The following is a 23,495-nucleotide window of genomic DNA, read 5'->3' as shown; positions in this document are numbered from 1 at the left end:
ATCCCCTGTAGCTCAATTGGCAGAGCAGCCGGCTGTTAACCGGCAGGTTACTGGTTCGAGTCCAGTCGGGGGAGCGCGATCCCCTGTAGCTCAATTGGCAGAGCATTCGGCTGTTAACCGGAGGGTTACTGGTTCGAGTCCAGTCGGGGGAGCAGATCGGAAAAGGACCCTCAGGGGTCCTTTTTCGCGTTCCCGGGAACCATCCGTTCCGGTCCGCGGTCTTCATGGTCGAGCAGGGCCGGTCGTGCCGATCTTCCGGAGCAGGAGATCGTATGAGCGGCTATGCTGCGGCAGGACGGCGCGCACACTTGTACGCGCGTCGGCGTCGGGGGCGGTAGCTCAGCCGGTTAGAGCAGCGGACTCATAATCCGTCGGCCGTGGGTTCGAGTCCCACCCGCCCCACCCTGGCCCGTGGCCGCAGGAAGGATTCACCTGCGGTCGCGGGCTTCGTCGTTCCCACGGTGCCTCCCCCGCGATCCGGGTCCTCGCAGCGACACGCCGACATCACCCGGATGCGCCGCACCCGGGGCGGCGGTGGTCCGCTCGGGTCAGCGGGGTCCCGGCGGGGTGGCCGGGGTGCGGCCGGTGGCCAGCCAGTGGGCGAGGTGGTGGGGGGCCGTCGTGCGGAGCCGCCGGTGCAGCGGGCGGAGGAGTTCCGGCCGGTGGAGGAGGGGGCGGGCCGACGGGGTGCCGGTGGCGACGGCGAGGACCAGGCCCGTCCACGCCTCCGGGGACTCGGGGTCCTCGGAGAGCAGCCGGGCGTAGGCCGCGGCGGCCGACGGGTCGCCGGCCAGGAGGGCGCGGTCGGCGTCCGGGGCGGGCGGCTCCGCGGCGCGGTCCGGCGCCAGGTGGTGGCGGATCAGCCGGGTGCGGGTGTGGGCCCACCGGGACGTGAGGTCGGGCGTGAGGGCCGGCGCCGGCACCTCGCGCGGCGGCGTCGCGGAGAGGAAGGAACCGGCCAGGGCGTGGACGTCGGAAGGCGCCGGGGCCAGATGCCGGATCCGCCACTCGGTGCGGTGGTCCGCGGCGGCGAGGGCCGCCCACGCGTCGACGCCGGGCCGGACCCGGGCGTCGGCCGCCCACGTGTCGAGCCGGGCGGACATGCCGGCCACGAACCGCCGCCCGTGGGCGGTGAGCGCGGGATCGGCCGCGAGGGTCCGGACGGCCTCCCCCGTCTGCCGGCGGCTGAGCGCGAACTCGAACTCGGCCGACGCCCGCGCGGCGCGCGGCGCCCGCTCCAGGTGCCGGGACCAGAAGTCGGTGATGCCGAGGAAGGCGTACGCCCCCTGGAGGAGGCCGCTCAGTGGACGGGGGTCCTCCCGCCAGGGGGCGTGGTGCCGCTCCTCGCCGCCGTCCCGCTCCAGCGTCAGCAGGTGCAGCAGCGCGCCCAGTTTGGTGTGCTGGAACTCGTGGACGAGCGTGACCGCGAAGGTCACCGGGTCCGGCGGCAGCGAGGTCAGCAGACCGCCGAAGGCGTCGCCGGACGAGGCGCTGAGGACCACCCCGGTCGGCGACGGATCCACCGGGGTCAGGCTCCGTAACCCCTCCACGAGCGCCTCCGCCGCCTCCGGGTCGCACGCCTCCAGGACCTCCAGCGCCCGGCCGAAGCCGTCCTGCCAGCGGGCCGTCGCCTCCGGGGCGAGCCGGGCCGGCGGCAGCGGGTCCCCCAGGTCGCGGTACGGGTCGACGTCGTCGAGACGGCAGCCCACCGGCCGCCCCGCCACCCGCGCGCGCAGCCCGCGCAGTCCCAGCCAGCCCGGGGCGTCGTCCTGCGGTCCGGCGGGCGGCGCGGGCGGGCCGACTGCCTCCCGGTGCGGCTCGACCGTCAGCCGGCCCGCCTCCACCGCCACCTCCGCCGTCCCCGAGGCCGGGCGGCCCGGCAGGACGGCGAGCCCGAGGCCCGGGAACATCACGGCGCCGTCCCGCAGCGGCACCGTCGTGCGCAGCGGCAGCCCGGCGCGGAGCGCGGCGACGGCGCAGAGCGCGTACACGTGCCCCAGGTCGGTCCAGAGCGGCCCGTCGCCCCAGGCGGTGTGCCGCAGCCGGCGCAGCCCGTGGCCCAGCCAGCTGCCGACGCCCGGGTGCAGCAGCAGCTCCCGGAACGCCTCGGGGGTCCGCGCCTGGGCGGCCGTCAGCGCCGCCCACGCGCTGTCCACGGACGGCAGCGGCCCGAGCGCGCCGGGCGTCCCGGCGGCCGTGTCGAGCAGGGCCCGCAGCAGCAGGAGCCGCCGGCTGTACTCGGTGGTCCGCAGGAAGCGGACGGCCTCGGGGCCGCCCCGGCCCGCGGCGAGGGCGTCGAAGTGCGCCGAGGGGACGAGATGGTGCACGGCACGGGCGGGCTGGTGACCGTCGGTCTGCACGGATCTCCTCCCCGGGAGGCTCAGTCGAACCGCTTGGGCGGCCCGTCGCTGGCGAAGTTGACCCGGGGGCGCTCGACCTGGCGGAGCAGCCGCTCCAGCGAGCCGGCGTGCAGGCGCGGATGCCGGGACCGGAGGACGGACAGCGGGACGTCGCTGAGATCGACCAGTTCGGATCCCAGGTGCTCCGCTTCCGGGTGCTGCGCCGTCGTGTGTCCGGTCCCCGTGCGCTCCGGCCCCGTGTAGGCGTCGGACGTGTGCATCGAACATCCCCCTTGCCCTGCCCTGAACCCCGTCGGCCTTTCATGATGACGCAGGCAGAAGGGTTCCGGAAGGGCGTGATCAGGCGGGTGCGCCCCCTGGATCCGGTCCCAGCCAGCGCTCTGCCCACTCGGCCAGCTCGCGCTGCTCCAGCGACCCCGGTTCCAGCAGGGAGAGCGCCTCGACGAGGGCGGCGAGGCCCCCTGGACGGCGCCGGCAGGACCGCACGATGCTGATGATGTCGGGCCGGGCCGCGCCGAGCCGGGGGATGGAACCGGCCAGGTCGGCCGGGAGCATCCCGAGGACGAGCTGCCGCTGGTTCTGGTCCGTCATGACGGGCCAGCCGGAGAGCAGACCGATCAGCGGGGCGAGGGCCGCGTCCGGGACCGGCTCCGCGGCCCGCCGGCCGGCGGGGGCATCGAACCGGCGCTCGTCGCCCGCCCAGGACCGGTGCCACAGCGAGGTCGGCCGCTGGCCGCCGCCGGTGAACTCCCGCAGCACGGTGTCCGCGAGCCGCCCCATGTCGGGCGGCCACGCGCCGGTGCCGTCCGGTGCGGCCAGTGCCGCCAGCACGGCACGGGAGAACGCCCCCGTCTGCCGCACCGGATCGTTGGCCGCCCGCTGCCCCGGCCCGGAGGCCAGCAGCACGAACTGCTCCCTGCCCGGCAACCGGTCGCCGCCCGGAGGGAGTTCCTGCGGCAGCGACCGGGCGAGCATCAGGTCCTCGACGAAGGTCTGGCAGGAGTCCACCAGCCAGATCTGCCGCCGGAAGCCGGGCACGAGATCGGTGGTGAAGGCGGTCAGCCAGGCGTCCAGGTCGAGGTTGCGCCGGTCGTCGGGACCCGCGTCGGCGTAGAAGAGCCGCCGGTGCGCCTGCGGGTCGGTGACGCCGTGCCCGCCCCAGAACACCCAGAGCAGGTCGCCCTCCAGGGCGGGCAGCCGCCGGGTCAGCACCTCCTGCACGGCCTCCCGTCCGGCCGGCCCCTCCGGTACGTCCACCTCCGGTCCGCCCGCCCCCGGCAGCGGTGCCAGCAGCAGCGAGATGTGCGACGCGGGCACCCCGCGCCCGCGCAGCCAGGCGGTGAAGCGGCGGGCGTCGGCGGCGGGGCCCGGCAGGTCCCAGGACGGGCCCGCCCCGTACCGCTCCGCGCCCACGACGACCGCGTACGTCCGCTCCGGGCGCGCCCCGGTCACGGCAGCTCCGCGGCGAGGAGGCGGTACAGCTCCGGGTTGCCCCAGTAGGCGCTGTGCGAGAGCGGGAACGGCTGCCGCCCGTCCACGGCGACGTCCTCGACCCGGCCGGGGAAGACCCCGGACCCGACGTAGCCGAGCAGGTCCCGGGGGTCGTACACGTTGATCCAGCGCGGTACGTGGGCGGGCAGCGGACTGCCGTGCTCCAGGCTCGGCAGCGCCCCCAGCTCGTACAGGAACGGGGCCTGCGAGCCGACCGTCACCAGCAGTTCGACCTCGGGCAGCGACCGCTCCACCAGCAGGTCCAGCGAGGCGATGCCGCCGAGGCTGTGCGCGAGCACCACCACCGGCGGCTCGGCGGCCCGCACCGCCTCCGCGACGACCTCGCGGATCGCACCGCCCCGGGCCAGGTAGAGCAGCACGTCCCCGGCGGCCGGGTGGGCCGCGTCGGTGAGCGCCGACCGCCGCTTCACCGCCTGCGCGGAGGCCAGGCCGAGCGCCAGCCGTCCGGCGAGCCGCTTCACCCCGCGGGTCACCGGGCCCCGGTGCGTGCCGGCCCCGTCGCCCGGGGCACCGGAGAGCAGCGCGGTGATCCGCTCCACCGCCTCGTCGCGGGCGGCGCCGTCGAAGGCCGTGGCCGCGCCGCTCCGGGCGGCCCGCCGGCGGACCGCCTCGGCGGCGAACGCCCGGGCCAGGACCTCCGGTCCGGTGTCCGCGGCGGGGGAGCGCAGGAACGCCCGGCCGTCCGGCGAGGTGAGGACGGCGGCCACGGCGGCGGCGAACTCCTCCCCGATCCCGGCGGCGCCGAGCAGGGCCCGCAGCCGGTCGTCCCCGCCGAGCGTCTGGGCCGCCGCGGCCAGTGCCTCGCCCGGCGGCACCGCGCCCGGGGCCAGCTCGGCCCGGCCGCCGGACTCCGCCGCGGCCAGGCGCAGTTCGAGCAGGGGGTCGAGATAGAGCAGGCCCCACAGCTCGACGTCCTCGTCGGCGTCGTCCGTCCCCCGGCCGCCCGGGTCCGCGGCGTCGCGCCCGGTCCCGTACCCCGGCACCGACAGGCCGCCCGACCGCAGCGCGGAGCCCGCCGTACCGCCCCAGTAGCAGGGAGTCACGGTGACGTCGGGCCGTGACGGCCGCAGCCCCTCCCGCACCCGCTCCAGGCTCTCGGAGTACCCCGGCTCGCGCACCCCCGTGCCGTGTACGAACAGCACCGTCGTCACTGCTGACCCCCGTCCGTGGCGGCGTACGCCAAATGGCTTTCACGATAGGGCACTTGCGGCCGGGGCGGCTACACTGCGTAGGGGCCCCGGCGCACCGTCCGCGCGGTCGCCGGAAGGGGATCGCCGTGAGCATGGACTCCGTCGTCACGCATGTCGTCGCGGCCCTCGCCGTGGTGATCGCGGCCTCCCACGCCGCCGGAGCGGTGGCCCGGAAGCTCGGCCAGCCCCCGGTCATCGGACAGCTGTTCGCGGGGATCGCGCTCGGCCCCAGTCTCCTCGGCCTCCTCCCCGGCGGGGTGGACGAGAAGCTGTTCCCGGACGAGATCCAGCCCGTCCTCACCTCGCTGGCCCAAGTCGCCCTGGTCTTCTTCCTCTTCGCCGTCGGCTACGAACTCGACCTCGGGCTGCTCCGCCACCAGAGGGCCGTCACCGCCGTCTCCGTGTCCGGCTTCGTCCTCCCCATGCTGCTGGGCGCGGGCATCGTGCTGCTCCTCCCCGGCGGCTTCGCGGAGGTCAACGACGGACGACCGGTCGACGCCACCTTCGTCCTCTACATGGCGGTCGCGCTCTCCGTCACGGCCGTCCCGGTCCTCGCCAGCATCATCAAGGACCAGGGGATCGCCGGCACCCGTCCGGGCACGATCGCGATGGCCTCGGCCGGAGTCATCGACGCGCTGAGCTGGCCCGTGCTCGCCGTCGTCCTGGTCGGCGGCGACCACGGCTCGGTCCGGGAGTGGCTGGTCAAGGCCGTCCTGCTGGTCGTCTACCTGCTGGTGATGCTCTTCGCCGTACGGCCCCTGCTGGGCTGGTGGACGCGCCGCCCGGGCGTCACGGCGGCCCACCGGGTCCCGGTCGCCGTCAGCGTCGCCCTCGCCTCCGCCTGGGCCACCAACGCGCTCGGCCTGCACGTCATCTTCGGCGCGCTGCTGGCCGGGATCATCATGCCCCGGCTGCCCGACGGCTCCCCGGACGCCCGGCTCCTCGGCCCGCTCCAGGACGCCGGCGGGCTGCTGCTGCCGATGTTCTTCGCGATCTCCGGGATGGCCGTCGTGCTCGGCGGGCTGCACGGCTCCGACCTGCTGATCCTCGCGGTGATATGTGTCGCGGCGGTGGTGGGCAAGGTGGGCGCGGGGGCGCTCTCGGCGCGCGGCGCCCGCCAGCCGTGGCGCGACGCGCTGCTGATCGGCGTCCTGCTCAACACCCGCGGGCTGACCGAGCTCATCGTGCTCAACGTCGGCCTCCAGGCCGGGGTGATCGGCCCCCGGCTCTACGCGCTGCTCGTCGTGATGGCGCTGCTCACCACGGCCGCCACCGGGCCGCTGATCCGGGTGCTGCGCCGCCCCGCCGGCGTGCCGCCCGTCGCACGCGGTCTCCCGGACGCCCGCCCCGGCCCGGAGGCCGCACCGCCCGTCGCCGCCGCCGACACGGCCCCGAGCCCGTAGGCCCTTCCCCCGTCCGCCCCCACCCGGGCGGAGGGGGCGGGCCGGGCCGGGCCGGGTCCCCGCGGACCCGGCCGGCCCACCGCGCCACGGCCTAGAAGGGGACCGGGGCGATGTCGACGTCCGCCCGCCGGCCGGCGGCGGAGGCCGCCGTCGCCGGATGGTCCTCGCCGAGCCGGTGGCGGAAACCGTCCAGGGTCTCGGTGTGCAGGGCCGTGGCCTCGGTGGTGCGGTCCAGCGCCCGCAGGTCCAGGACCACGTTCGTCGCGCAGGCCAGCGTGGTCGGGTGGTCCGCGCCGAAGACGCGGGTCAGGGCCTCCTGGGTCCGCCGGTCCAGCTCCAGGGCCTCCTCGTGCCGCCCCTCGGCGGCGCGCTGGCTGCCGGCGCCGATCGCCGCCGTCATCGTGAGGACGTGGTCGTCGCCCAGCGCCGCCCGCAGCCCCGGCCAGGCCGCGTCGACGTGCTCCCCGGCGGCCTCCAGGTCCCCCAGGTGCCGCAGGGTGATGGCCAGGTTGACCCGGGCCGACAGGGTGTACGGGTGGGAGGCGCCGAGCTTCGCCGCGTACCGCTCCAGCGTCGCCTCGCCCAGCTCCCGGGACCGCCGCAGCTGCCCGTCCTGGCGCAGGTCCACGACGAGGTTGGCGGCGCAGGCCACCGCGTCCGGGTGGTCGGCGCCGTACCGGTTCGCGAACTTCGACCAGGCCATCTCGCTGAGCGCCAGCGCCCCTTCGTGGTCGCCCGCGCGGCGGCGGCAGACCGAGAGGACGCGGGCGCAGCCGAGGGTGACGTGGTTGTCCTCGCCGAAGGTGGCGAGGTAGCGGCTGTAGACGTCCTCCAGATGGGCGGCGGCCTCCCGGTAGTCGCCGGTCTCGCGGATGTCGATGGCCAGGCCGGTCAGGGTGTTCAGGGTCTCGACGTGGTCCTCGCCGAGGGCGAGCGCGCGCAGCCGGGCGGTCTCCGTGTCGTACGCCCGCGCCTCCTGGTAGAGGCCCATCAGCCGCAGGCCGACGCCGAGGCTGTGGGCGGCGCGGAGGGCGGCCGGGTCGTCCTCGCCGAAGACCCGCAGGGAGCGCTCGTACACCTGCCGGTTGACCTCCAGGCCGCGCGCCATCTCGGCGCGCAGCCGCAGTCCGCTGCAGAGCTGGATCAGGGCGTCGAGGGTGCCCTCGTCCTCCTCGCCCGCGGTCCGCAGGTAGACGTCCGCGGTGTGCTCCATCATCGCGGCGGCCTCCTGGTACTCGCCGAGCACCCGCAGGATGAACGCCAGCCACTTCGCCATCTCCAGCGTGAGCTGGTCCTCGGCGCCGAACTTCTCGGTCCAGATCTCCAGCGCCTCGCGGGCCATCTTCGCGGAGCCCGCGTGGTCGCCCCAGGCGTAGAGGAACTCGGCCATCTCCCGGATGAGCCGCCGCGCCCAGGGCGACTCGCACTCGACGGCCCGGGAGACCACGACGTGCGGCAGCAGTTCCTGGTAGCGCGGCCAGAGCGCCCGGGTGGAGGGGCTGCCGGGGTTGGCGTCGGCGAGCAGCAGGTGCGCGCCGTGCCGCATGTCGGCCTGCTGCTGCGGGGACATGCGGTTGACCAGCACCGCCTGGACCAGACGGTGCAGCTGGATGGTGTCGTGCCGGTGCTCGATCCGGGCCAGGGCGTAGATGTTGATCTCGCGGATGGCCCGGCCGAGCTTGATCGGGTGCCGCAGGGCCTCGTCCAGCTCGGGGGCGATGGTGGTGGTCCGCGCGTTGTTGAAGAGCGAGCGGGAGATCGGCTCGGGGGCGAAGAAGGAGCAGACCTGGAGGAGCTGGAGGGCGGCCGGGTTGCGCTGTTCGAGCTGGCGCAGCGAGACGTCCCAGGCGGCGGCCACCGACATGGGGTAGTCGGGCGAGGGGACCAGTTCGAGCATCAGCTCGGCGATCTTCTCGTTGATCAGCCGCAGGTAGTCGGGGACGGCCATGCCGGTGACGGCCTGCCAGGCCGCCGCCTGCTCGATGGCGAGCGGCAGGTCGCCGAGGGCCTCGGCGAGCCGGTCGGCGTCGGAGTCGCTGAGGTCGCGGGCGCGCCGCCGGAGCAGCGCCTTGCTCTCCTCGCGGGTGAAGACGTCCACGGACAGGGTGCGGGCGACCCGGTCCCACTCCTGGTTCCGGGAGGTGATGAGGATCTTCCCGGTGCCGCCGGTGGGGAAGTAGGGGCGCACGGCCTCCACGTTCTCGGCGTTGTCGAAGACCAGCAGCCAGCGGTCGTACGGCTCGCCGCGGCGCAGCGCCTCGCGGACGGCGGGGACGGCCCGGTTGGCCTCGTCGCTCACGTTCAGGCCCATCCGCTGGGCGAGTTCGGTGAGCGCGGTCAGGATCATGGTGGGCTGTTCGGACGGGATCCACCAGACGACGTCGTAGTCGGCGGCGTACCGGTAGACGTACTCGATGGCGATCTGCGACTTCCCGACGCCGCCCATGCCGTGCAGCGTGTGCGGGAGCACGGCCGAGGTGTCGCCGGTCAGCAGCTGCTCCCGGATCTGCGTGAGCAGGTCCTCCCGGCCCACGAAGTTGGGGTTGTTCGGCGGGACGTTGCCCCAGACGGCGGGTACGGAGGGACGCGGGGGCCGGGCCGGGACCGGGATCGACGCGGTGCCGGAAGCCGGGATCGGGGTGCCGGAGGCCGGGGTCGGCGCACCGGAGGGCGGCGGGACCGGGGTCCGCTGGACGACCCCGTTCTCGCGCTCATGCTGACTGGCAGTGGTGTCGGTCATGGAAGGGCCGTCCGTGTCGGAATGTACGGGGGTATCGCGGATATGTTGGACCAATGGCGCGGTGCGGGGCATGACCGACTCTCCCGGCGAACTGCCCGACAGGGCGGCGCTGATCCGGTGGGCCCGGCGCAGATAGGGCCCGGACAGGGCCCTGAGGATCGCCAGTTCGACGCGGACGAACGGCAGGCTCTCCTCCGTCAGCGGCGGGTCGGGCACCTCCTCCGGTGCCAGCAGCGCGCCGTGGAGCCTGCGGGCGGCCTCGGAGCGGTCGCCGAAGAAGTCGGAGACCGAGCGCGCCACCCGCGCGGTCTCCCCCCGCAGGGCGCCGGCCAGCAGGGCCTCGCGGGCCCCGTCGACGAACTCCAGCGGGGTGCCCGGGACGGCGCCGGCCGGTGCGCCGGCCGGGGGCTGTTCGACCAGGCCGCTGAGGAACAGCTCGGCCACGTGCACCGGTTGCGCGTCCGGCACCAGCCGGTGCCGCACGTCCCGGACCAGCCGGGGGTCGAGGACGGCGGCGGCCAGATGGGTCGCGAGGCGGAAGGCGGTCGGGGTGGCGTGGCTGCGGAAGCGGCGGAGCCGCTCCTGCACGGTCGGCGCGGGGGGTTCGTCCGGGGGTTCGGGGTCCTCCGGCTCCGCCGGGCCGGGCGCGCCGAGCAGCAGGGCGGCGGCGTCCGTCCAGCCGCCCGCCTCGCCGGCGATCAGGGCGGCCCACCGGCCCAGCCAGTCGGCGTCGAGTTCCAGGACGGGGACGGGCGCCGTCCAGGTCTCGGGCGGCGGGTCGAAGGGGTCGTACTCCTCCGGCGGGAAGGAGACGGCCAGTTCGGTGTTGGGGGCGCCGGAGCGCGGGCTGCCGAGCCGCACCCGCCGGGGGGTGAGGGCGGTGCGGTGCCAGTCCCGCTGGGAGAGCAGGTGCACCACGGCGGTCGGTCCGGCCGTCGCCCACAGCTCCAGCGCCCCGGCGCCGGCGCCGGCCCGCCAGAGCGGTCCGAGGGCGTCGGTGAGGACGAGGACGATGCGGCGGCCGGTCCGGTCGAGGAGTTCGGCGGGGGAGCCGGCGGGGCCCTGCTCCGCGGCCGGTCCGCGGAGCACCGCCTCGTCACCGCCGGGGGCCGTACGCACCCCCATGCGGCGGACCCGGACGTCCCGGAAGGCGCCCAGCTGTTCGAGCACGGCGGTGAACTCGGCGATGGTCTGTTCCCAGATCGCCATGGTGGCGTGGTCGTCGACGACGAGCACCAGGTCGAAGCGGCGCTCGTCCGACGGCCGGGTGCAGGGCAGCCAGAGGCCGGCCTCCGCGGCGTGCTCGGCGGTGGCCTCCTCGTCCAGCTCGACGTCGAAGGGGGAGGGGACGACCTGTTTGAGCGGCCGCAGCCGGCGGGCGATGCCGGGGGCGTCGCGCAGGTCCGGCAGCGGTTCGGTCCGGACGCGCGCCTCGTGCAGCTCCCGGGCCAGCGCGAACTCCCGGGCGAGGAGGCCCGGTGGCCCGGCCGGGTGGGCGTCGTCGGGGTCCGGGGGCGCGGTGCCCCCGGGTCTCTCCTTCCCGCCGGACCGGGGGCGGCCCGCGGCGGGCCGGCCCGGGGGTGCGGGGGGCGCGGTGGGCGCGGACAGGCCGGGGAGCCCGGGCGGGGTCACCGGCCGGGGCTGCGGCGGGTCGGAGGACGGGGGGAGCCGGGCCGCGAGCGTCTGGTACGCGTGCAGCCACAGCGCCTCCGCGACCTCGAACGGCTCCGGGAGCGAGCGGTCGTCGTCGTCCATCAGGGTGCTCCCGACAGGCGCCGCCAGAGCGCGTCGAGCAGTTCGCCCCAGGTCTCGTCGTCGTCCCGGACGCCGGCCGACCGCAGGTAGACGGCGTTCAGCAGCTGGTCGGCGGCGAGCCCGCCGTGCTCCCGGCTGCGCTCCATGAAGGCGCGGATCATGGCGTCGTGCCGGCCGCCCTGGTCCCGGAAGTGGGCGGCGATCATGGCGGCGAGCTGGTCCTCGCGGGGCGGGGAGACGTCCAGCCGGACGCAGCGGCGCAGGAAGGCGGCGGGGAACTGCCGTTCGCCGTTGCTGGTGATGACGACGAACGGGAAGGCCCGGCACCGCACGAGCCCGTCGGTCACCGGTGCCGTGCCGTCCGGGTCGTCGGTGAACACCCGGGCCCGGCCCTCCTGGTGGCGGGCGCGGACCAGCTCCGGGATGTCGTAGGAGCCGTTCTCCAGGACGTGCAGGAGGTCGTTGGGCAGGTCGATGTCGCTCTTGTCGAGCTCGTCGATGAGCAGGACGCGGGGCAGCTCGTACGGGAGGAGGGCGGTGCCCAGCGGGCCGAGCCGGACGAAGTCGCCGATGCGGGGGCCGGCCGCGGGAGCCGTTCCGTCGCGGTCTTCCGGGGCGGGGGGCCCGTCCGGCTGGGCGGGGACGGGGGCGGGGACGGCGGTCCTGGCGCGGGCGCCGAGCGACGCCTGGGCGCGGCCGATGGCGTCGTACTCGTACAGGCCGGAGCGCAGGGTGCTGCGGGAGGTGATGCCCCAGTGGAGGACGCGGCCCAGGCCCAGTTCGCGGGCGACGAGGTAGGCGAGGGTGGACTTGCCGATGCCGGGCCGTCCGGTGACGAGCAGCGGCCGGCGGAGCAGCAGCGCGGTGTTGACCAGGTCGATGTCGTGCGGGTCCTGCCGGGGTGTGGCGCGGCCGATGGCGCCGAGGCGGCGGTCGGTCTCGGCGCTCTCGGCCGGTACGGGGGGCAGGACGGGGCCGCCGTCGAAGTTCCGCCAGCCGGGGGGCGGCGGCAGGATGTCGCCGAGGCGGATGTCGGCCAGGGGCCGGCCGGTGCCCCGGTAGATCCACCAGCTGCGGCTGCTGACGTGCCCTCCGTTCCGGCTGCTGTCGACCGGATGATGGACACCGCTCATGTTTCCCCCTCGTCGTCGTGTCCGCCGCGCGCGCTCCCGGCGGCCGGCCCCGGCGATCCGGACCAGTCGACGAGGCGGTTCGGGTCGTCGAACAGGACGGCGAGGTGCCGCCCCACGTGGACGTCCCGCTGCCCCGCGGCGGCGGTGGCGGCCTCTCCGCGCAACTTCTTGACGCGTTGCGGGAGTTCGGCCGCTCTTCCCTTCAGGAGGCGCTTGGCGCGCCTGCGGAACTCGGCGGGCGGCTCCGGGCGCCGGTCCCAGACCGCCAGCGGGACGCCGGCGCGCAGCGCGGTCTCCAGCGGGGAGCGGCCGCCGGCCGGGCCCCGGAGCGGGGGCGCGCCGAGGGCGACGGAGACGAGCCGTTCGTCGGCGGCGAGCGCGCTGCTCCACCGGACGGCGTCGTGGCCGCGCCGCCCGGCCGTGTCCCAGTGGCAGGCGGTGTCGGGGCTGTCGAGCATCTGCTGCCAGCGGTTGTGCCACTTGCGGTGGTGCTCCTTGGCCCGCATCCGTTCCAGACTGCGCAGGACCACCGGGTAGGTGAGGCAGAGGGCGGTGGTGAGGTCCGATCCGGCGGTCAGCCACTCCACCGGATGGTTGAGCAGGTGGAAGGGGAGGACGAACTCCAGGACGGGCCGGCCGGGCCGGCCGGCCCACTCCTTCTCCGCCCGGTCGACCAGTTCGCCCACCGCGGCGGGGACCCCGGCCAGCGTGACGAGCCGGTCCTCTCCGCGTTCGGGCCGCCAGGGGCCGGGCCGGATCTGGCGCCAGTGGGAGAGCAGATACCGGTCCGGGTCCATTCCGCTTCTGCACAACTGCACAACGAGGCAGGCGGGCGCGGGTTGTGCGGTGGCGGCGCGGTCGAGCTCGGCGCGGACGGCGGCCAGTTGCGGGGCGAGGCCGAGAGCGGCGGCCCGGGTGTCGTTCCACGTCCGCAGGGCGCCGGCGGTCCCCTGGTGGGCCTCGGAGCCGTCGAGCGCGGTGATCACGTGCTCGATCAGCACGGCCACCGGGAGGAGTCCGTCGGGGCGGGCGTTGGCCCGGGCGAGGAGGTCGAACGCCTCGCCGAGTCCGGTGACGGGGACCGGGGGGAGGGCGAGTCCGCCCGCCGCCGCGTACAGCAGGCCGTGCGCGTCGAGGTGCTGGACGCGGGCCAGCAGGGCGCGGACCTCGCGTAACTCGTCCTCGGGCAGGACCGGGAGGACGTCCGGCGCGGAGGAGGGGGAGGGGGCGGTGGCGGCGAGCTCCCGGATCCGGAGGACGGGGGTGCTGCCGGGGGCGTAGAGGCTGAGGGCGTCGGCCAGTTCGCGCAGGCCGTGCGGTTCGCGCAGGCAGCTGCGGACGATCTCCAGGATGTCCAGCCGGGTGCGGCCGTGCCGCGGGACGTCGCCCACCTCGGGCAGCCGCTCCGCGAGCATGCTGATCAGGAGGTCGCGGCTGCCGGGGACGTCGAGCCCGGGCACCGCGCACAGTTGATCGACCAGCTCACGCTTGAGCTCCGGTGCGTGAGCGCCGTGGCCCTCGTCGAACAAAAGCCCCCCCGTCACGGCTCCGGTGTTCCCAACTCCCGATCGCGCATGGGCAGTACGGGCGCCTCCGCCCTGTCGACCAGGGTATGGCGCGGGCCGGAGCCGTCGCCACCCCGTGCGCCGATCCTTCCCCCGGAATCGGCAGGACGCGGCCCGGTGCCGGAGCGGGCGCGGCCGGGGGCCGGAGCGGGCCGGCTCCGGGCCGCGTCCGTTCCGGCCGGGTGCCGGGCGGGCCGCCCGGGTGGCGGGGCGGCCCGCCCGGACCGGCGGGGACTACTCGACGACGAGGTCCACGGTGATGTTGCCGCGGGTGGCCTTGGAGTAGGGGCAGAAGGCGTGGGTCTTCTCCAGGAGGGCGAGGCCGGCCTCGCCCTGGAGGTGGTCGGGGAACTCGGCGCGCATGACGACGGCGAGGCCGAAGCCGCCGTCGGCGGCGTCCTTGCCGATGGAGACCTCGGCGGTGACGGACGCCTCGGAGATGTCGATCTTCTCCTGGCGGGCGACGACGCCCATGGCGCTGGCGAAGCAGGCCGCGTAACCGGCGGCGAAGAGCTGCTCGGGGTTGGTGCCCTGACCGTTGCCGCCGAGGGCCTGGGGGTGGGCGAGGGGGAGGTCGATCAGGCCGTCGGAGCTGACGGCGCGGCCCTCGCGCCCGTTGGCGGTGGCGACGGCGGTGTAGAGGGCGTCCATGGAGGGTCTCCGGTCTCTCGGGAGGTCTCTGCGGGAGAGGGGCGGCTCGTGCCGCCTCTCTATTGATAGCGCACGATTAAATTGTGCACAACTTAATCGTGCGTGAGAGGTCTCGCGTATCCTGGAGCCATGGAGACGCCCGACACCCTCCCCGACGAAGAGTTCCTCCGGCTCGACCGGCAGATCTGCTTCTCGCTGCACGCCGCCGCCCGCGCCTTCAACGGCGTCTACCGCGAGGCGCTCAAGGAGCTCGGGATCACCTACCCCCAGTACCTCGTCATGCTCGTCCTCTGGGAGCACGGCGAGCTGCCCGTGAAGGGCATCGGGGAACGGCTCCGGCTCGACTCCGGCACCCTGTCGCCGCTGCTCAAGCGGCTGGAGGCGGCCGGATACGTGGAGCGCCGGCGCAGCGCGGAGGACGAGCGGTCCGTCACCGCGCGGGTCACCCCCGCCGGCGCCGGCCTGCGCGAGCGGGCCCTCGGCGTGCCCCGCCGGATCGCCGCCGCCACCGGCCTCGACCTCGCGGACATCGCCGACCTGCGCGACCGGCTCGGCACCCTCGCCGCCCGCCTCGACGGCATCGACCCCGGCGAGCTGCGCCCCGCCTGCGGCTGACCGGCCGCGAGCCGACCGCGAGCCGACCGCAAGCCGACCGCGAGCCGACCGCGGGCCGGCCGTCACCGAAATGTAAGGGCCGATCCAGGAAAGCGCTCCTATACTCGGCCCATGTCCGAGATCACCGTCCGCCGCGCCACGGCCGCCGACTCCCGCCGCCTCACCAAGCTGGTCCGCGGCTCCGCCGCCTACCGGGGGCCGTACGCCGTCATGGTGGACGGCTACCAGGTCGGCGGGGCCTACATCGAGCACCACCCGGTCCACGTCGCCGTCGACGCCGACGGCCGCGTCCTCGGCTTCTACGCCCTCCTCCTCGACGAGGCCGAGCTCGACCTCGCCTTCGTCGCCGACACCGCCCAGGGCCTCGGCATCGGGCGCCTGCTCATGGCCCACATGGCCGGCGAGGCCCGCGCCGCCGGGCTCGACGCCGTCCGGGTCGTCGCCCACCCGCCCGCCGAGGAGTTCTACCTCCGCACCGGCGCCCGCCGCACCGGCACCGTCGCCGCCGCCGGACGCATCCACTGGGACCGCCCCGAGCTGAGCTACGACCTCACCGACGCCGCCGCGGCCGCCGCGTGACCGCCGTCGAGTCGCCGCAGGAGGAGAAGCGGCGGATCTTCGCCGACCTGACCCCGCTGCGCGTCTCCGCCGACTACCGACGCCTCTGGTTCGGCAACACCGTCTCCTGGGTCGGCCAGGGCATGACCGCCCTGGCGATCTCCCTCCAGGTGTACGACATCACCGGCTCGGCCTTCTCCGTCGGCCTCGTCGGTCTCTTCTCCCTCGTGCCGCTCGTCGTCTTCGGCCTGTACGGCGGGGCGATCGCCGACACCGTCGACCGGCGCACCCTCGGCCTCGCCGGGGCCATCGGCTCCGCCGTCCTCTCCGCCGCGCTCGCCGGCGCCGCCTTCGCCGGCTTCCACCGCGTCTGGTTCCTCTACGCGATCGTCGCCCTCCAGGCCGTCTGCGCCGCCTTCAACTCGCCCGCCCGCAGCGCGATGATCCCCCGCCTGCTCCCGGCCGAGCAGCTGCGCGCCGCCAACGCGCTGAACTCCATGGTCATGACCTTCGGCACCCTCATCGGGCCCAGCCTCGGCGGCGTGATCGTGGGCCTCGCCGGCTACCAGACCGCGTACCTCATCGACGCCCTCGCCTTCTTCGCGAGCCTGTACGCGATGTGGCGGCTGCCCTCCATGCCGCCGGAGCACACCGCGGGGGTGGGGGTCCCCCCCGGTCGAGCGAAGCCGAAGGCTCGGGGGAGCGCCTCCGTCCTCGACGGGCTGCGCTTCCTCGGCACCCGCCCCAACCTGCGCGCGACCTTCGTCTCCGACCTGTTCGCGATGATCCTCGCCCAGCCCAAGGCGCTCTTCCCGGCCGTCGCCGCGCTCTGGTTCGGCGGCGACGCGAAGACCACCGGACTCCTCGTCGCCGCACCGGCGTTCGGCGCGCTGCTCGGCGGGGTGGTCTCCGGCTGGCAGAGCCGGATCCGGCACCACGGGCAGGCCATCCTCGTCGCCGTCGCCGCCTGGGGCCTCGCCATCGCCGCCTTCGGCCTCAGCCGGAACCTCTGGGTCGGGCTGCTGTGCCTCGCCGCCGCCGGCTACGCGGACACCTCGTCCATGATCTTCCGGAACACGATGATGCAGGTCGCCGCGCCGGACGAGATGCGCGGCCGGCTCCAGGGCGTCTTCATCGTGGTCGTCGCGGGCGGACCCCGCCTCGGCGACTTCGTGGCCGGCTCCGTCGCCGACCTCACCTCGCCGACGGTCGCCATCACCGGAGGCGGTCTCCTCTGCGTCCTCGCCGTCGGCGTCTTCGCCCTGTACGCGCGCGGTTTCCGGCGGTACGACGCGCTCGACCCGACGCCGTGAGGCGCCCATCCGGAGCATCCCGGACGCTCCCGTCCTGAACCGTCTTCGCCCGACTGGCGGTTGGCCGCCACGGCACATAGCCGCCAGGCGCGACAGGACTCAACTCCCCTCCCGGCGACCAGACTCCTCGCGGATCCGGAATCCCACCCCCGAACACCGGGTCCGCGAGGAGTCCCCCCATGACCGCACCGCTGACCAGAGGAAGGGCCGGGCTGGTCGCCGCCGGCCTCTCCCTCGTGATGCTCTCGGCCGGGCAGACCGCCGCCGCGCCGGGCGCCACGGCCGCCGCCGTGCCCGACACCTTCCGCGGCCCGGCCGCGTCCGCCACCGTCACCCTCGTCACCGGCGACCGGGTCACCCTCACCGGACTCGGCGGCGGACGGCAGACCGTCACCGTCGACCGGGCCAAGGGCGCCACCGGCGCCGTCCGCACCCAGGTCACCGACGGCCGGATCACCGTCGTGCCCGACGAGGCCCGCCGCCACCTCGCGTCCGGCGCCCTCGACCCGCGCCTCTTCGACATCACCGGCCTCGTCGAGCAGGGCGTCACCGACGCGCTCCCGCTGATCGTCACCTACGGCGGGGCGAACGCCCGCGCCGCGCACGGCGCCCCGCGCGGCACCGAGACCGTCCGCGCGCTGCCCAGCGTCGGCGGCGCCGCCGTCACCGCCACCGACCCGGCCGCCTTCTGGCAGTCCTTCACCGGGACGACCGGCGCGGCCCGCGCGGCCGCCCCCGCCAAGGTCTGGCTCGACGGCCGGGTGAAGGCCGCCATGGCCGAATCCAACGCCCAGATCGGCACCCCGAAGGCATGGGCGGCCGGGCTCACCGGAAAGGGCGTCAAGGTCGCCGTCCTCGACACCGGCGTCGACGCCGGCCACCCCGACCTCGCGGGCCGGATCGCCGAGTCGAAGTCCTTCATCGAGGGCCAGGAGGTCGCCGACCGCGACGGCCACGGCACCCACGTCACCTCCACCGTCGGCGGCAGCGGCGCCGGCTCCGACGGCAAGGAGAAGGGCGTCGCCCCCGGCGCCACCCTCGCCGTCGGCAAGGTCCTCAGCGACGAGGGCTCCGGCACCGAGTCGCAGATCATCGCCGGCATGGAATGGGCCGCCAAGGACATCGACGCGAAGATCGTCTCGATGAGCCTCGGCTCCCGCGAGGGCAGCGACGGCACCGACCCGATGGCCCAGGCCGTCAACACCCTCTCCGCCGAGACCGGCGCCCTCTTCGTCATCGCCGCCGGCAACTCCGGCGCCCCCGGCACCATCGGCTCGCCCGGCGCCGCCGACTCCGCGCTCACCGTCGGCGCCGTCGACTCCGCCGACCGCGCCGCCTACTTCACCAGCAAGGGCCCCCGCTACCGCGACCAGGCCCTCAAGCCGGACCTCTCCGCGCCCGGCGTCGGCATCCTCGCCGCCCGCTCCCAGCTCACCGGGGGCACCGGCCTCTACACCTCGATGAACGGCACCTCCATGGCGACCCCGCACGTCGCCGGAGTCGCCGCGCTGCTCGCCGAGAAGCACCCCGACTGGACCGGCGCCCAGCTCAAGGACGCCCTCATGTCGAGCTCCAGGACCCTCGACGCCTCCGCGTACGACCTCGGCGCCGGCCGCGTCGACGTCGGCGCCGCCATCGCCGCGGACGTCACCGCCACCGGCTCCGCCGACCTCGGCTTCTTCGCCTGGCCCTACGAGGAGAACAAGCCGGTCACGAGGACCGTCACCTACACCAACTCCTCCGGCGCGCCCGTCGAGCTGGACCTCGCCGTCGCGGGCATGCCGGCCGGCACCGCCGCCCTCGCCGACACCACCCTCACGGTCCCGGCCCACGGCTCCGCGTCCACCACCGTCACCGGCGACGGCTCCGCCGCCCCGGTCGGCACCAGCTCCGGCCGGATCACCGCCACCGCCGGCGGCACCCCGGTCGCCCACACCGCCCTCGGCCTGGTCAAGGAGGAGGAGCGCTACACCCTCACGGTCCACGTGAAGGACCGCGACGGTGCCCCCGCCGCCGCCGGCCTCGGCATCAAGGAACTCACCCCCGGCGAGGACCCCTTCCCGGCCTCCGTCGGCGAGTCCGGCACCCTCGAACTGCGCCTGAAGCCCGGCACGTACACCGTCGACACCTTCCTCGACGTGCGCGGCTCCCGGGGCGCCGACTCCCTCGGCCTCGGCTTCCTCGTCGCCCCCGAGGTCGTCCTCGACCGCGACCGCGAGATCACCCTCGACGGCCGCACCCTGCGCGAGATACGCGCCGACGTCGAGAAGCGCACCGAGACCCGCCAGCTGGTGATGGAGTACGACCGCCAGGCGAACGGCACCGGCTACACCGACATCGTGCAGGTGCCGGTCACCTACGACTCGCTGTTCGCCGCGCCCACCGCGCCCGTCACGAACGGCTCCTTCGAGTACCGCACGGTCTGGCGGCTCGGCAAGCCGATGGTGGAGGCGAGCGTCGCCGGCGTCCGCCTCTCCGACCTGCGCCAGCAGGCCGGCTCCACCCTCCTCGAAGGCCGCCACCGCCTCGGCCTCGCCGACGCGGGCACCGGCACCCCCGCCGAGTACGCGGGCAAGGACGTCACCGGCAAGGCCGTCCTCGTCCGCCTCGCCGAGGGCGCGGACCCGGCCCGGGTCGCCCAGACCGCCCAGGACGCCGGCGCCACGGCGCTCCTCGTCACCGACGACGCCGCCGGCCGGCTGATGAAGTGGTTCGGCACCGCCGACTACCAGGACCGGCCCCTCTCCGTCGCCACCGTGAACCGCGCCGACGCCGCCCGGCTCGCCGCCGGCGCCGCCCGCGGCCAGCGCCTCGACCTCACCGGCACCCGCTTCACCCCGTACGTCTACGACCTCTCCGAGGGCCACCCCGGCCGCATCGGCACCGACCTCGTCCACCGCCCCGGCGACCGGGACCTCGCCACCGTCCGCTCCACCTTCCACGCGCCCACCCAGCGCGAGGAACTGGGCGGCGAGTTCCGCTACTCGATCACCGACACCTTCAGGATCGGCGTCGGCTTCAAGGAGTGGATCGGCTTCCCGGCGGAGCGCACCGAGTACGTCTCCACCGGCGCGGGCCAGCAGTGGCACGAGTCCGTCGACCTCGGCGAGTCCCTGGAGCAGCGCGGCGGCCGCTCGGTCTACCGCGGCGGCTCCGTCAGCCGCAGCGAGTGGTTCGGCCCCGTCTGGCACCCCTGGCTCGGCACCGGCCTCGGCTGGGGCCAGCAGCGCACCGGCAACGACCTGAGGTTCAACACCCCCGGCTGGGGCGACTCCGGCCGCGACCACACCGGCTTCGGCAACGTGTGGGGCGACGACACCATGACCCAGTACACCGAGGTGTACGTGAACGGGGTCCGCGTCGACCGCAAGATGAGCTCCGGCGCCTACGCCTGGGACGCCCCGGCGGAGGAGGCCACCTTCAAGGTCGTCACCGACACCGCTCTCGACCCGGCCCGCTGGCGGCTCGGCGCCAAGGGCCACACCGAGTGGACCGTCCGCTCCGCCGAGACCCCGTCCGACCGGATCACCTACCTGCCGATGCTCAACCTCGGCTTCGACCTCGACACCGACCTGTACGGCGACGTCCGGGCCGGCTCCAAGGTCCCGGTCGGCATCTTCGCGGAGTACGTCGAGGACGCGTCCGGCACCGGCACCATCGCCACCGGCGGCCTGGAGGTCTCCTACGACGACGGCGCCACCTGGCGCGAGGTCGGCCTGGAGAAGTCCCGCCGGGGCGCCTCCTGGACCGGAGAGCTGCGGATCCCGGCCGGCGCGGCCTCCGTCTCGCTGCGCGCCGAGGCCGCCGACGACCAGGGCGGCACGGTCACCCAGGAGCTGATCCGCGCGGTCGGCGTGAAGAAATAGCCGCCGCGCACCGCGGGGCATGAGGAAGGGCCGGACACCCCCGTGGGGTCCGGCCCTTCACCGTCACCCCCGCGGCAGCCGCTTCTTCAGCACCTTGCCCAGGTCGTTGCGGGGGAGGGCGTCGAGCAGCCGGACCGTCCGGGGCCGCTTGTGCGGGGCGAGCAGCCGGGCCACGTGGTCCGCCAGCTCCGCGTCCGCCGGCGGGCTCGCCGGATCGGCCGGCACGATCCAGGCCACGATCCGCTCGCCCAGATCCGGGTCGGGCTCCCCGGTGACGGCGGCCTCCCGCACCCCGGGATGGTCGAGCAGCGCGTTCTCGATCTCGCCCGCCCCGATCTTGTACCCGGCGCTCTTGATCAGGTCGGTGGCCTTGCGGCCCACCAGCCGGATCGTCCCGTCGGGCTCGCGGACCGCCATGTCACCGGTGCGGAACCAGTCGCCGTCGAACGCCTCCGCCGTCGCCTCCGGCCGGTTCAGATAGCCGGAGAAGAGGTTCGGGCCGCGCACCTGCACCTCGGCGACGGTCTCCCCGTCGGACGCGCCGAGCACCGTGCCGTCCTCCTCGACCAGCCGCACGCCCACGCCGGGCAGCGGCGTCCCCACCGTGCCGGGGCGCGGCGGCCCGCCGGGCCGGACGCTGGTGTTCATCAGCGTCTCGCTCATCCCGTACCGCTCCACCACCGTCCGGCCCGTCGCCGCCGCGATCCGCTCGTGATCGTGCACCGGCAGCGCCGCCGACCCCGACACCAGCAGCCGCGCCCCGGACAGCGCCTCCACCAGCGCCGGGTCCCGGGGGAGGGCGTCCGCGAGCCGGTGGTACATCGTGGGGACGCCGAACAGCATCGTGCCGCCGGTCCCCAGCTCGCGCGCCACCCCCTCCACCGAGAAGGCGCCCAGGTGACGGACCTCGCCGCCGCGCCGCAGCGGGCCCAGGACCCCGAGGATCAGCCCGTGGACGTGGAAGAGCGGCAGCGCGTGCACGAGGACGTCGTCCTCCGTCCAGGACCAGACCTCCGCGAGCGCGTCCAGCGAGGCGGCGACCGCCCGGTGGGGGAGCAGCACGCCCTTCGGGGGGCCGGTGGTGCCGGAGGTGTAGACGACGAAGGCGGGCGACTCGGGGTCCTCCGGCCCGTCGCCGTACGCGACCACCGCCGAGACCGGGGTGAAGGACGCGACGCGGGTCGGCACGTCGATCCGGGGCAGCTCCGCCAGTGCCGCCGGCGGCTCGTCCTCCGGGCCCGCCAGGAGGAGCGCGGGCGCGCTGTCCGCCAGGATGTGGGCCAGCTCCCGCTCCCCGACCCGCGGGTTGAGCGGGACGACGGGCACGCCCGTGAGCAGCGCCGCCACCACCGCCACGGCCGTCCGGGCGGTCGGCGTGGCCCAGACCGCGACCCTGGACGCCCCGGCGAGCCGGACGGCCAGCTCCCCGGCGGCCCGGGCCAGTTCCTCGTAGGTCAGGGTCTCCGCCGTCGCCGGGTCCGCGCCGAAGCGCAGCGCGGTCCGGTCGGGACGGCTTCTCAGGGCCGGGAAGAGCGCACTCACCGGTCGTACTCCTCGGATCGCATCGGAAACGCCGCTGCCGAGGGGCATTCTGCCGGGAGGTCAGGGCGTCCCGGCCGTGACCTTCGTCGCCCCGGACGCCGGCTCGTCGCCGCCCGGCCGGAGCCCGCGCATCCGCCCGTACGCGTACACGCAGCCCGCGAGCGCCAGGTCGGAGAGGAGCATGAAGCCGATCGAGTACGAGTCCTTGGCGCTGTAGATCGCGCCCATGACCAGCGGCGGGACGAAGCCGCCGAGGCCGCCCATGGCGCCGACGATGCCGGTCACGGAGCCCACCTTGGCCTGCGGGGTGACCTGCGAGACCAGGGCGAAGACCGAGCCGCTCGCGGTGCCGAGACCGGCCGCCATGACCAGCAGGGCGATCGTGCCGCCCGGGTTCAGCTTCGGGTCGAACGCCTGGACGATCGCGAAGAGGGCGACGACGCCGAGCGCCCAGGAGGTGACGACCGCCGGGTGGACGCGGTCCGAGAGCCAGCCGCCGAGCGGCCGGAAGACGACGGTGACCGCCGCGAACCCGGCCGCCTTGGTGCCCGCGTCGGTCGGGTCCAGCTCGTACCAGGTCTTCAGGTACGTCGGCAGGTAGACGCCGAAGGCCACGATGCCGCCGAAGCCGATCGCGTACAGCGCCGACAGCTCCCAGGTCACCCGCAGCCGGCCCGCCGACCCCAGCCGGCTCGCCAGCGAGGCGGTCGGCACCGGACGGTCGGGGCGGTCGGTGATGAGCGCGGCGGCGAGGAGCGCGTACACGGCGAGCGCGATCGCCACGACGACGAACGGCAGGTTCTCACCGTGCTTGGCGATCCGGGGCGTGAAGTAGCCGGAGAGCGCCACGCCGCCCATGCCCATGCCGAAGACGCCGAGCGCCAGGCCCCGCCTCTCCGGCGGGAACCAGGAGTTGACCAGCGGGATGCCGATCGCGAAGGTCGTGCCGCCGAGGCCGAGGAGGAAGCCGACCACGAGCATCAGGCCGTAGGAGTCCTTCACCACGGTCAGCAGCAGCACCGGGACGATCGTCAGAGCGGATACGAGCGGGAACATCAGCTTCGCGCCGTACCTGTCGGTCAGCGCGCCGGCCGGGATCCGGCCCAGCGAGCCGACCAGCACCGGCACCGCGACGAGGAACGACTGCTGGAACGAGCTGAGGTCCAGGCGCTCGCCGTACCAGCTGCCGAGGGGCGCGATCAGGTTCCACGCCCAGAAGGTGAGCGTGAAGCCGATGGTGGCCATCACCAGGTTGCGGTAGGCCGCCGCGGTCGGGGGCTTGGCGTCGGAGT

15 protein-coding genes and 3 tRNA genes are annotated in these 23,495 nt (G+C 75.2%); 8 read left to right on the top strand and 10 right to left on the bottom strand.

The window, feature by feature from the left end:
* The first annotated feature begins 1 nt into the window (after window position 1).
* The 3 genes from ACFVU3_RS16605 (at window position 2) to ACFVU3_RS16595 (ending at window position 402) form a co-directional block, all read left to right on the top strand.
* A tRNA-Asn gene (locus ACFVU3_RS16605) sits at window positions 2-74 on the top strand.
* 5 nt (window positions 75-79) lie between these two features.
* A tRNA-Asn gene (locus ACFVU3_RS16600) sits at window positions 80-152 on the top strand.
* Between the two features lie 176 nt (window positions 153-328).
* A tRNA-Ile gene (locus tag ACFVU3_RS16595) sits at window positions 329-402 on the top strand.
* A gap of 146 nt (window positions 403-548) precedes the next feature.
* On the opposite strand, the gene ACFVU3_RS16590 is transcribed toward ACFVU3_RS16595, so the two are convergent.
* The 4 genes from ACFVU3_RS16590 to ACFVU3_RS16575 all read right to left on the bottom strand — a co-directional run bounded on the left by ACFVU3_RS16590 (window position 549) and on the right by ACFVU3_RS16575 (window position 5,014).
* Window positions 549-2,360, bottom strand: coding sequence for an HEXXH motif domain-containing protein (locus tag ACFVU3_RS16590; protein ID WP_390066709.1), 1,812 nt, complete (start codon window positions 2,358-2,360; stop codon window positions 549-551).
* A 20-nt stretch (window positions 2,361-2,380) separates the two neighbouring features.
* Window positions 2,381-2,620 (bottom strand): hypothetical protein, encoded by a 240-nt coding sequence (locus ACFVU3_RS16585; protein WP_390066707.1) that lies wholly within the window; start codon window positions 2,618-2,620, stop codon window positions 2,381-2,383.
* 79 nt (window positions 2,621-2,699) lie between these two features.
* Window positions 2,700-3,812: a caspase family protein gene (locus ACFVU3_RS16580; RefSeq protein WP_390066705.1), complete on the bottom strand. Its 1,113-nt coding sequence runs from the start codon at window positions 3,810-3,812 to the stop codon at window positions 2,700-2,702.
* Entirely contained in the window at window positions 3,809-5,014 is a 1,206-nt protein-coding gene (locus ACFVU3_RS16575) for a hypothetical protein (protein ID WP_390066702.1), read from the bottom strand. The genes ACFVU3_RS16580 and ACFVU3_RS16575 overlap by 4 nt, the downstream gene beginning before the upstream one ends.
* Window positions 5,015-5,154: 140 nt before the next feature.
* Here ACFVU3_RS16575 and ACFVU3_RS16570 point away from each other — a divergent pair, with 140 nt between their 5' ends.
* Entirely contained in the window at window positions 5,155-6,465 is a 1,311-nt protein-coding gene (locus ACFVU3_RS16570; RefSeq protein ID WP_390066927.1) for a cation:proton antiporter, read from the top strand.
* Window positions 6,466-6,556: 91 nt separating this feature from the next.
* On the opposite strand, the gene fxsT is transcribed toward ACFVU3_RS16570, so the two are convergent.
* The 4 genes from fxsT to ACFVU3_RS16550 form a co-directional block, all read right to left on the bottom strand.
* The gene (gene fxsT, locus ACFVU3_RS16565) at window positions 6,557-10,960 is read right to left on the bottom strand and encodes an FxSxx-COOH system tetratricopeptide repeat protein (RefSeq protein WP_390066700.1); all 4,404 of its coding nucleotides are present in this window, start codon (window positions 10,958-10,960) and stop codon (window positions 6,557-6,559) included.
* Window positions 10,960-12,093, bottom strand: a complete 1,134-nt coding sequence (locus tag ACFVU3_RS16560; protein ID WP_390066698.1) for an AAA family ATPase — start codon at window positions 12,091-12,093, stop codon at window positions 10,960-10,962. Before ACFVU3_RS16560 ends, fxsT begins: the two co-directional genes overlap by 1 nt.
* Window positions 12,090-13,637, bottom strand: coding sequence for a hypothetical protein (locus tag ACFVU3_RS16555; protein ID WP_390066696.1), 1,548 nt, complete (start codon window positions 13,635-13,637; stop codon window positions 12,090-12,092). Before ACFVU3_RS16555 ends, ACFVU3_RS16560 begins: the two co-directional genes overlap by 4 nt.
* 255 nt (window positions 13,638-13,892) lie before the next feature.
* Window positions 13,893-14,309: an organic hydroperoxide resistance protein gene (locus tag ACFVU3_RS16550; protein WP_390066694.1), complete on the bottom strand. Its 417-nt coding sequence runs from the start codon at window positions 14,307-14,309 to the stop codon at window positions 13,893-13,895.
* Window positions 14,310-14,438: 129 nt separating this feature from the next.
* On the opposite strand from ACFVU3_RS16550, the gene ACFVU3_RS16545 reads away from it, so the two are divergent.
* From ACFVU3_RS16545 to ACFVU3_RS16530, 4 genes are all read left to right on the top strand, one after another.
* The gene (locus ACFVU3_RS16545; protein WP_390066692.1) at window positions 14,439-14,924 is read left to right on the top strand and encodes a MarR family winged helix-turn-helix transcriptional regulator; all 486 of its coding nucleotides are present in this window, start codon (window positions 14,439-14,441) and stop codon (window positions 14,922-14,924) included.
* A 111-nt stretch (window positions 14,925-15,035) separates the two neighbouring features.
* Complete coding sequence (locus tag ACFVU3_RS16540; RefSeq protein ID WP_390066690.1) at window positions 15,036-15,503, top strand: GNAT family N-acetyltransferase; 468 nt, start codon at window positions 15,036-15,038, stop codon at window positions 15,501-15,503.
* Window positions 15,500-16,795: an MFS transporter gene (locus ACFVU3_RS16535; protein ID WP_390066688.1), complete on the top strand. Its 1,296-nt coding sequence runs from the start codon at window positions 15,500-15,502 to the stop codon at window positions 16,793-16,795. Before ACFVU3_RS16540 ends, ACFVU3_RS16535 begins: the two co-directional genes overlap by 4 nt.
* Before the next feature lie 179 nt (window positions 16,796-16,974).
* The gene (locus ACFVU3_RS16530) at window positions 16,975-20,661 is read left to right on the top strand and encodes a S8 family serine peptidase (RefSeq protein WP_390066686.1); all 3,687 of its coding nucleotides are present in this window, start codon (window positions 16,975-16,977) and stop codon (window positions 20,659-20,661) included.
* 63 nt (window positions 20,662-20,724) lie between these two features.
* Here ACFVU3_RS16530 and ACFVU3_RS16525 read toward each other — a convergent pair whose 3' ends face one another.
* Both ACFVU3_RS16525 and ACFVU3_RS16520 read right to left on the bottom strand, forming a co-directional pair.
* Window positions 20,725-22,203, bottom strand: a complete 1,479-nt coding sequence (locus ACFVU3_RS16525) for an acyl-CoA synthetase (protein ID WP_390066684.1) — start codon at window positions 22,201-22,203, stop codon at window positions 20,725-20,727.
* A 60-nt stretch (window positions 22,204-22,263) separates the two neighbouring features.
* Window positions 22,264-23,448, bottom strand: a complete 1,185-nt coding sequence (locus tag ACFVU3_RS16520) for an MFS transporter (RefSeq protein WP_390066925.1) — start codon at window positions 23,446-23,448, stop codon at window positions 22,264-22,266.
* Window positions 23,449-23,495 lie beyond the last annotated feature (47 nt).

This window comes from Streptomyces sp. NPDC058052 (genome assembly GCF_042885515.1).
In the GTDB taxonomy this organism is placed as follows: domain Bacteria; phylum Actinomycetota; class Actinomycetes; order Streptomycetales; family Streptomycetaceae; genus Streptomyces.
Note: the sequence above shows the minus strand (reverse complement) of the source record. Positions and strands in the feature narration are given on the sequence as shown.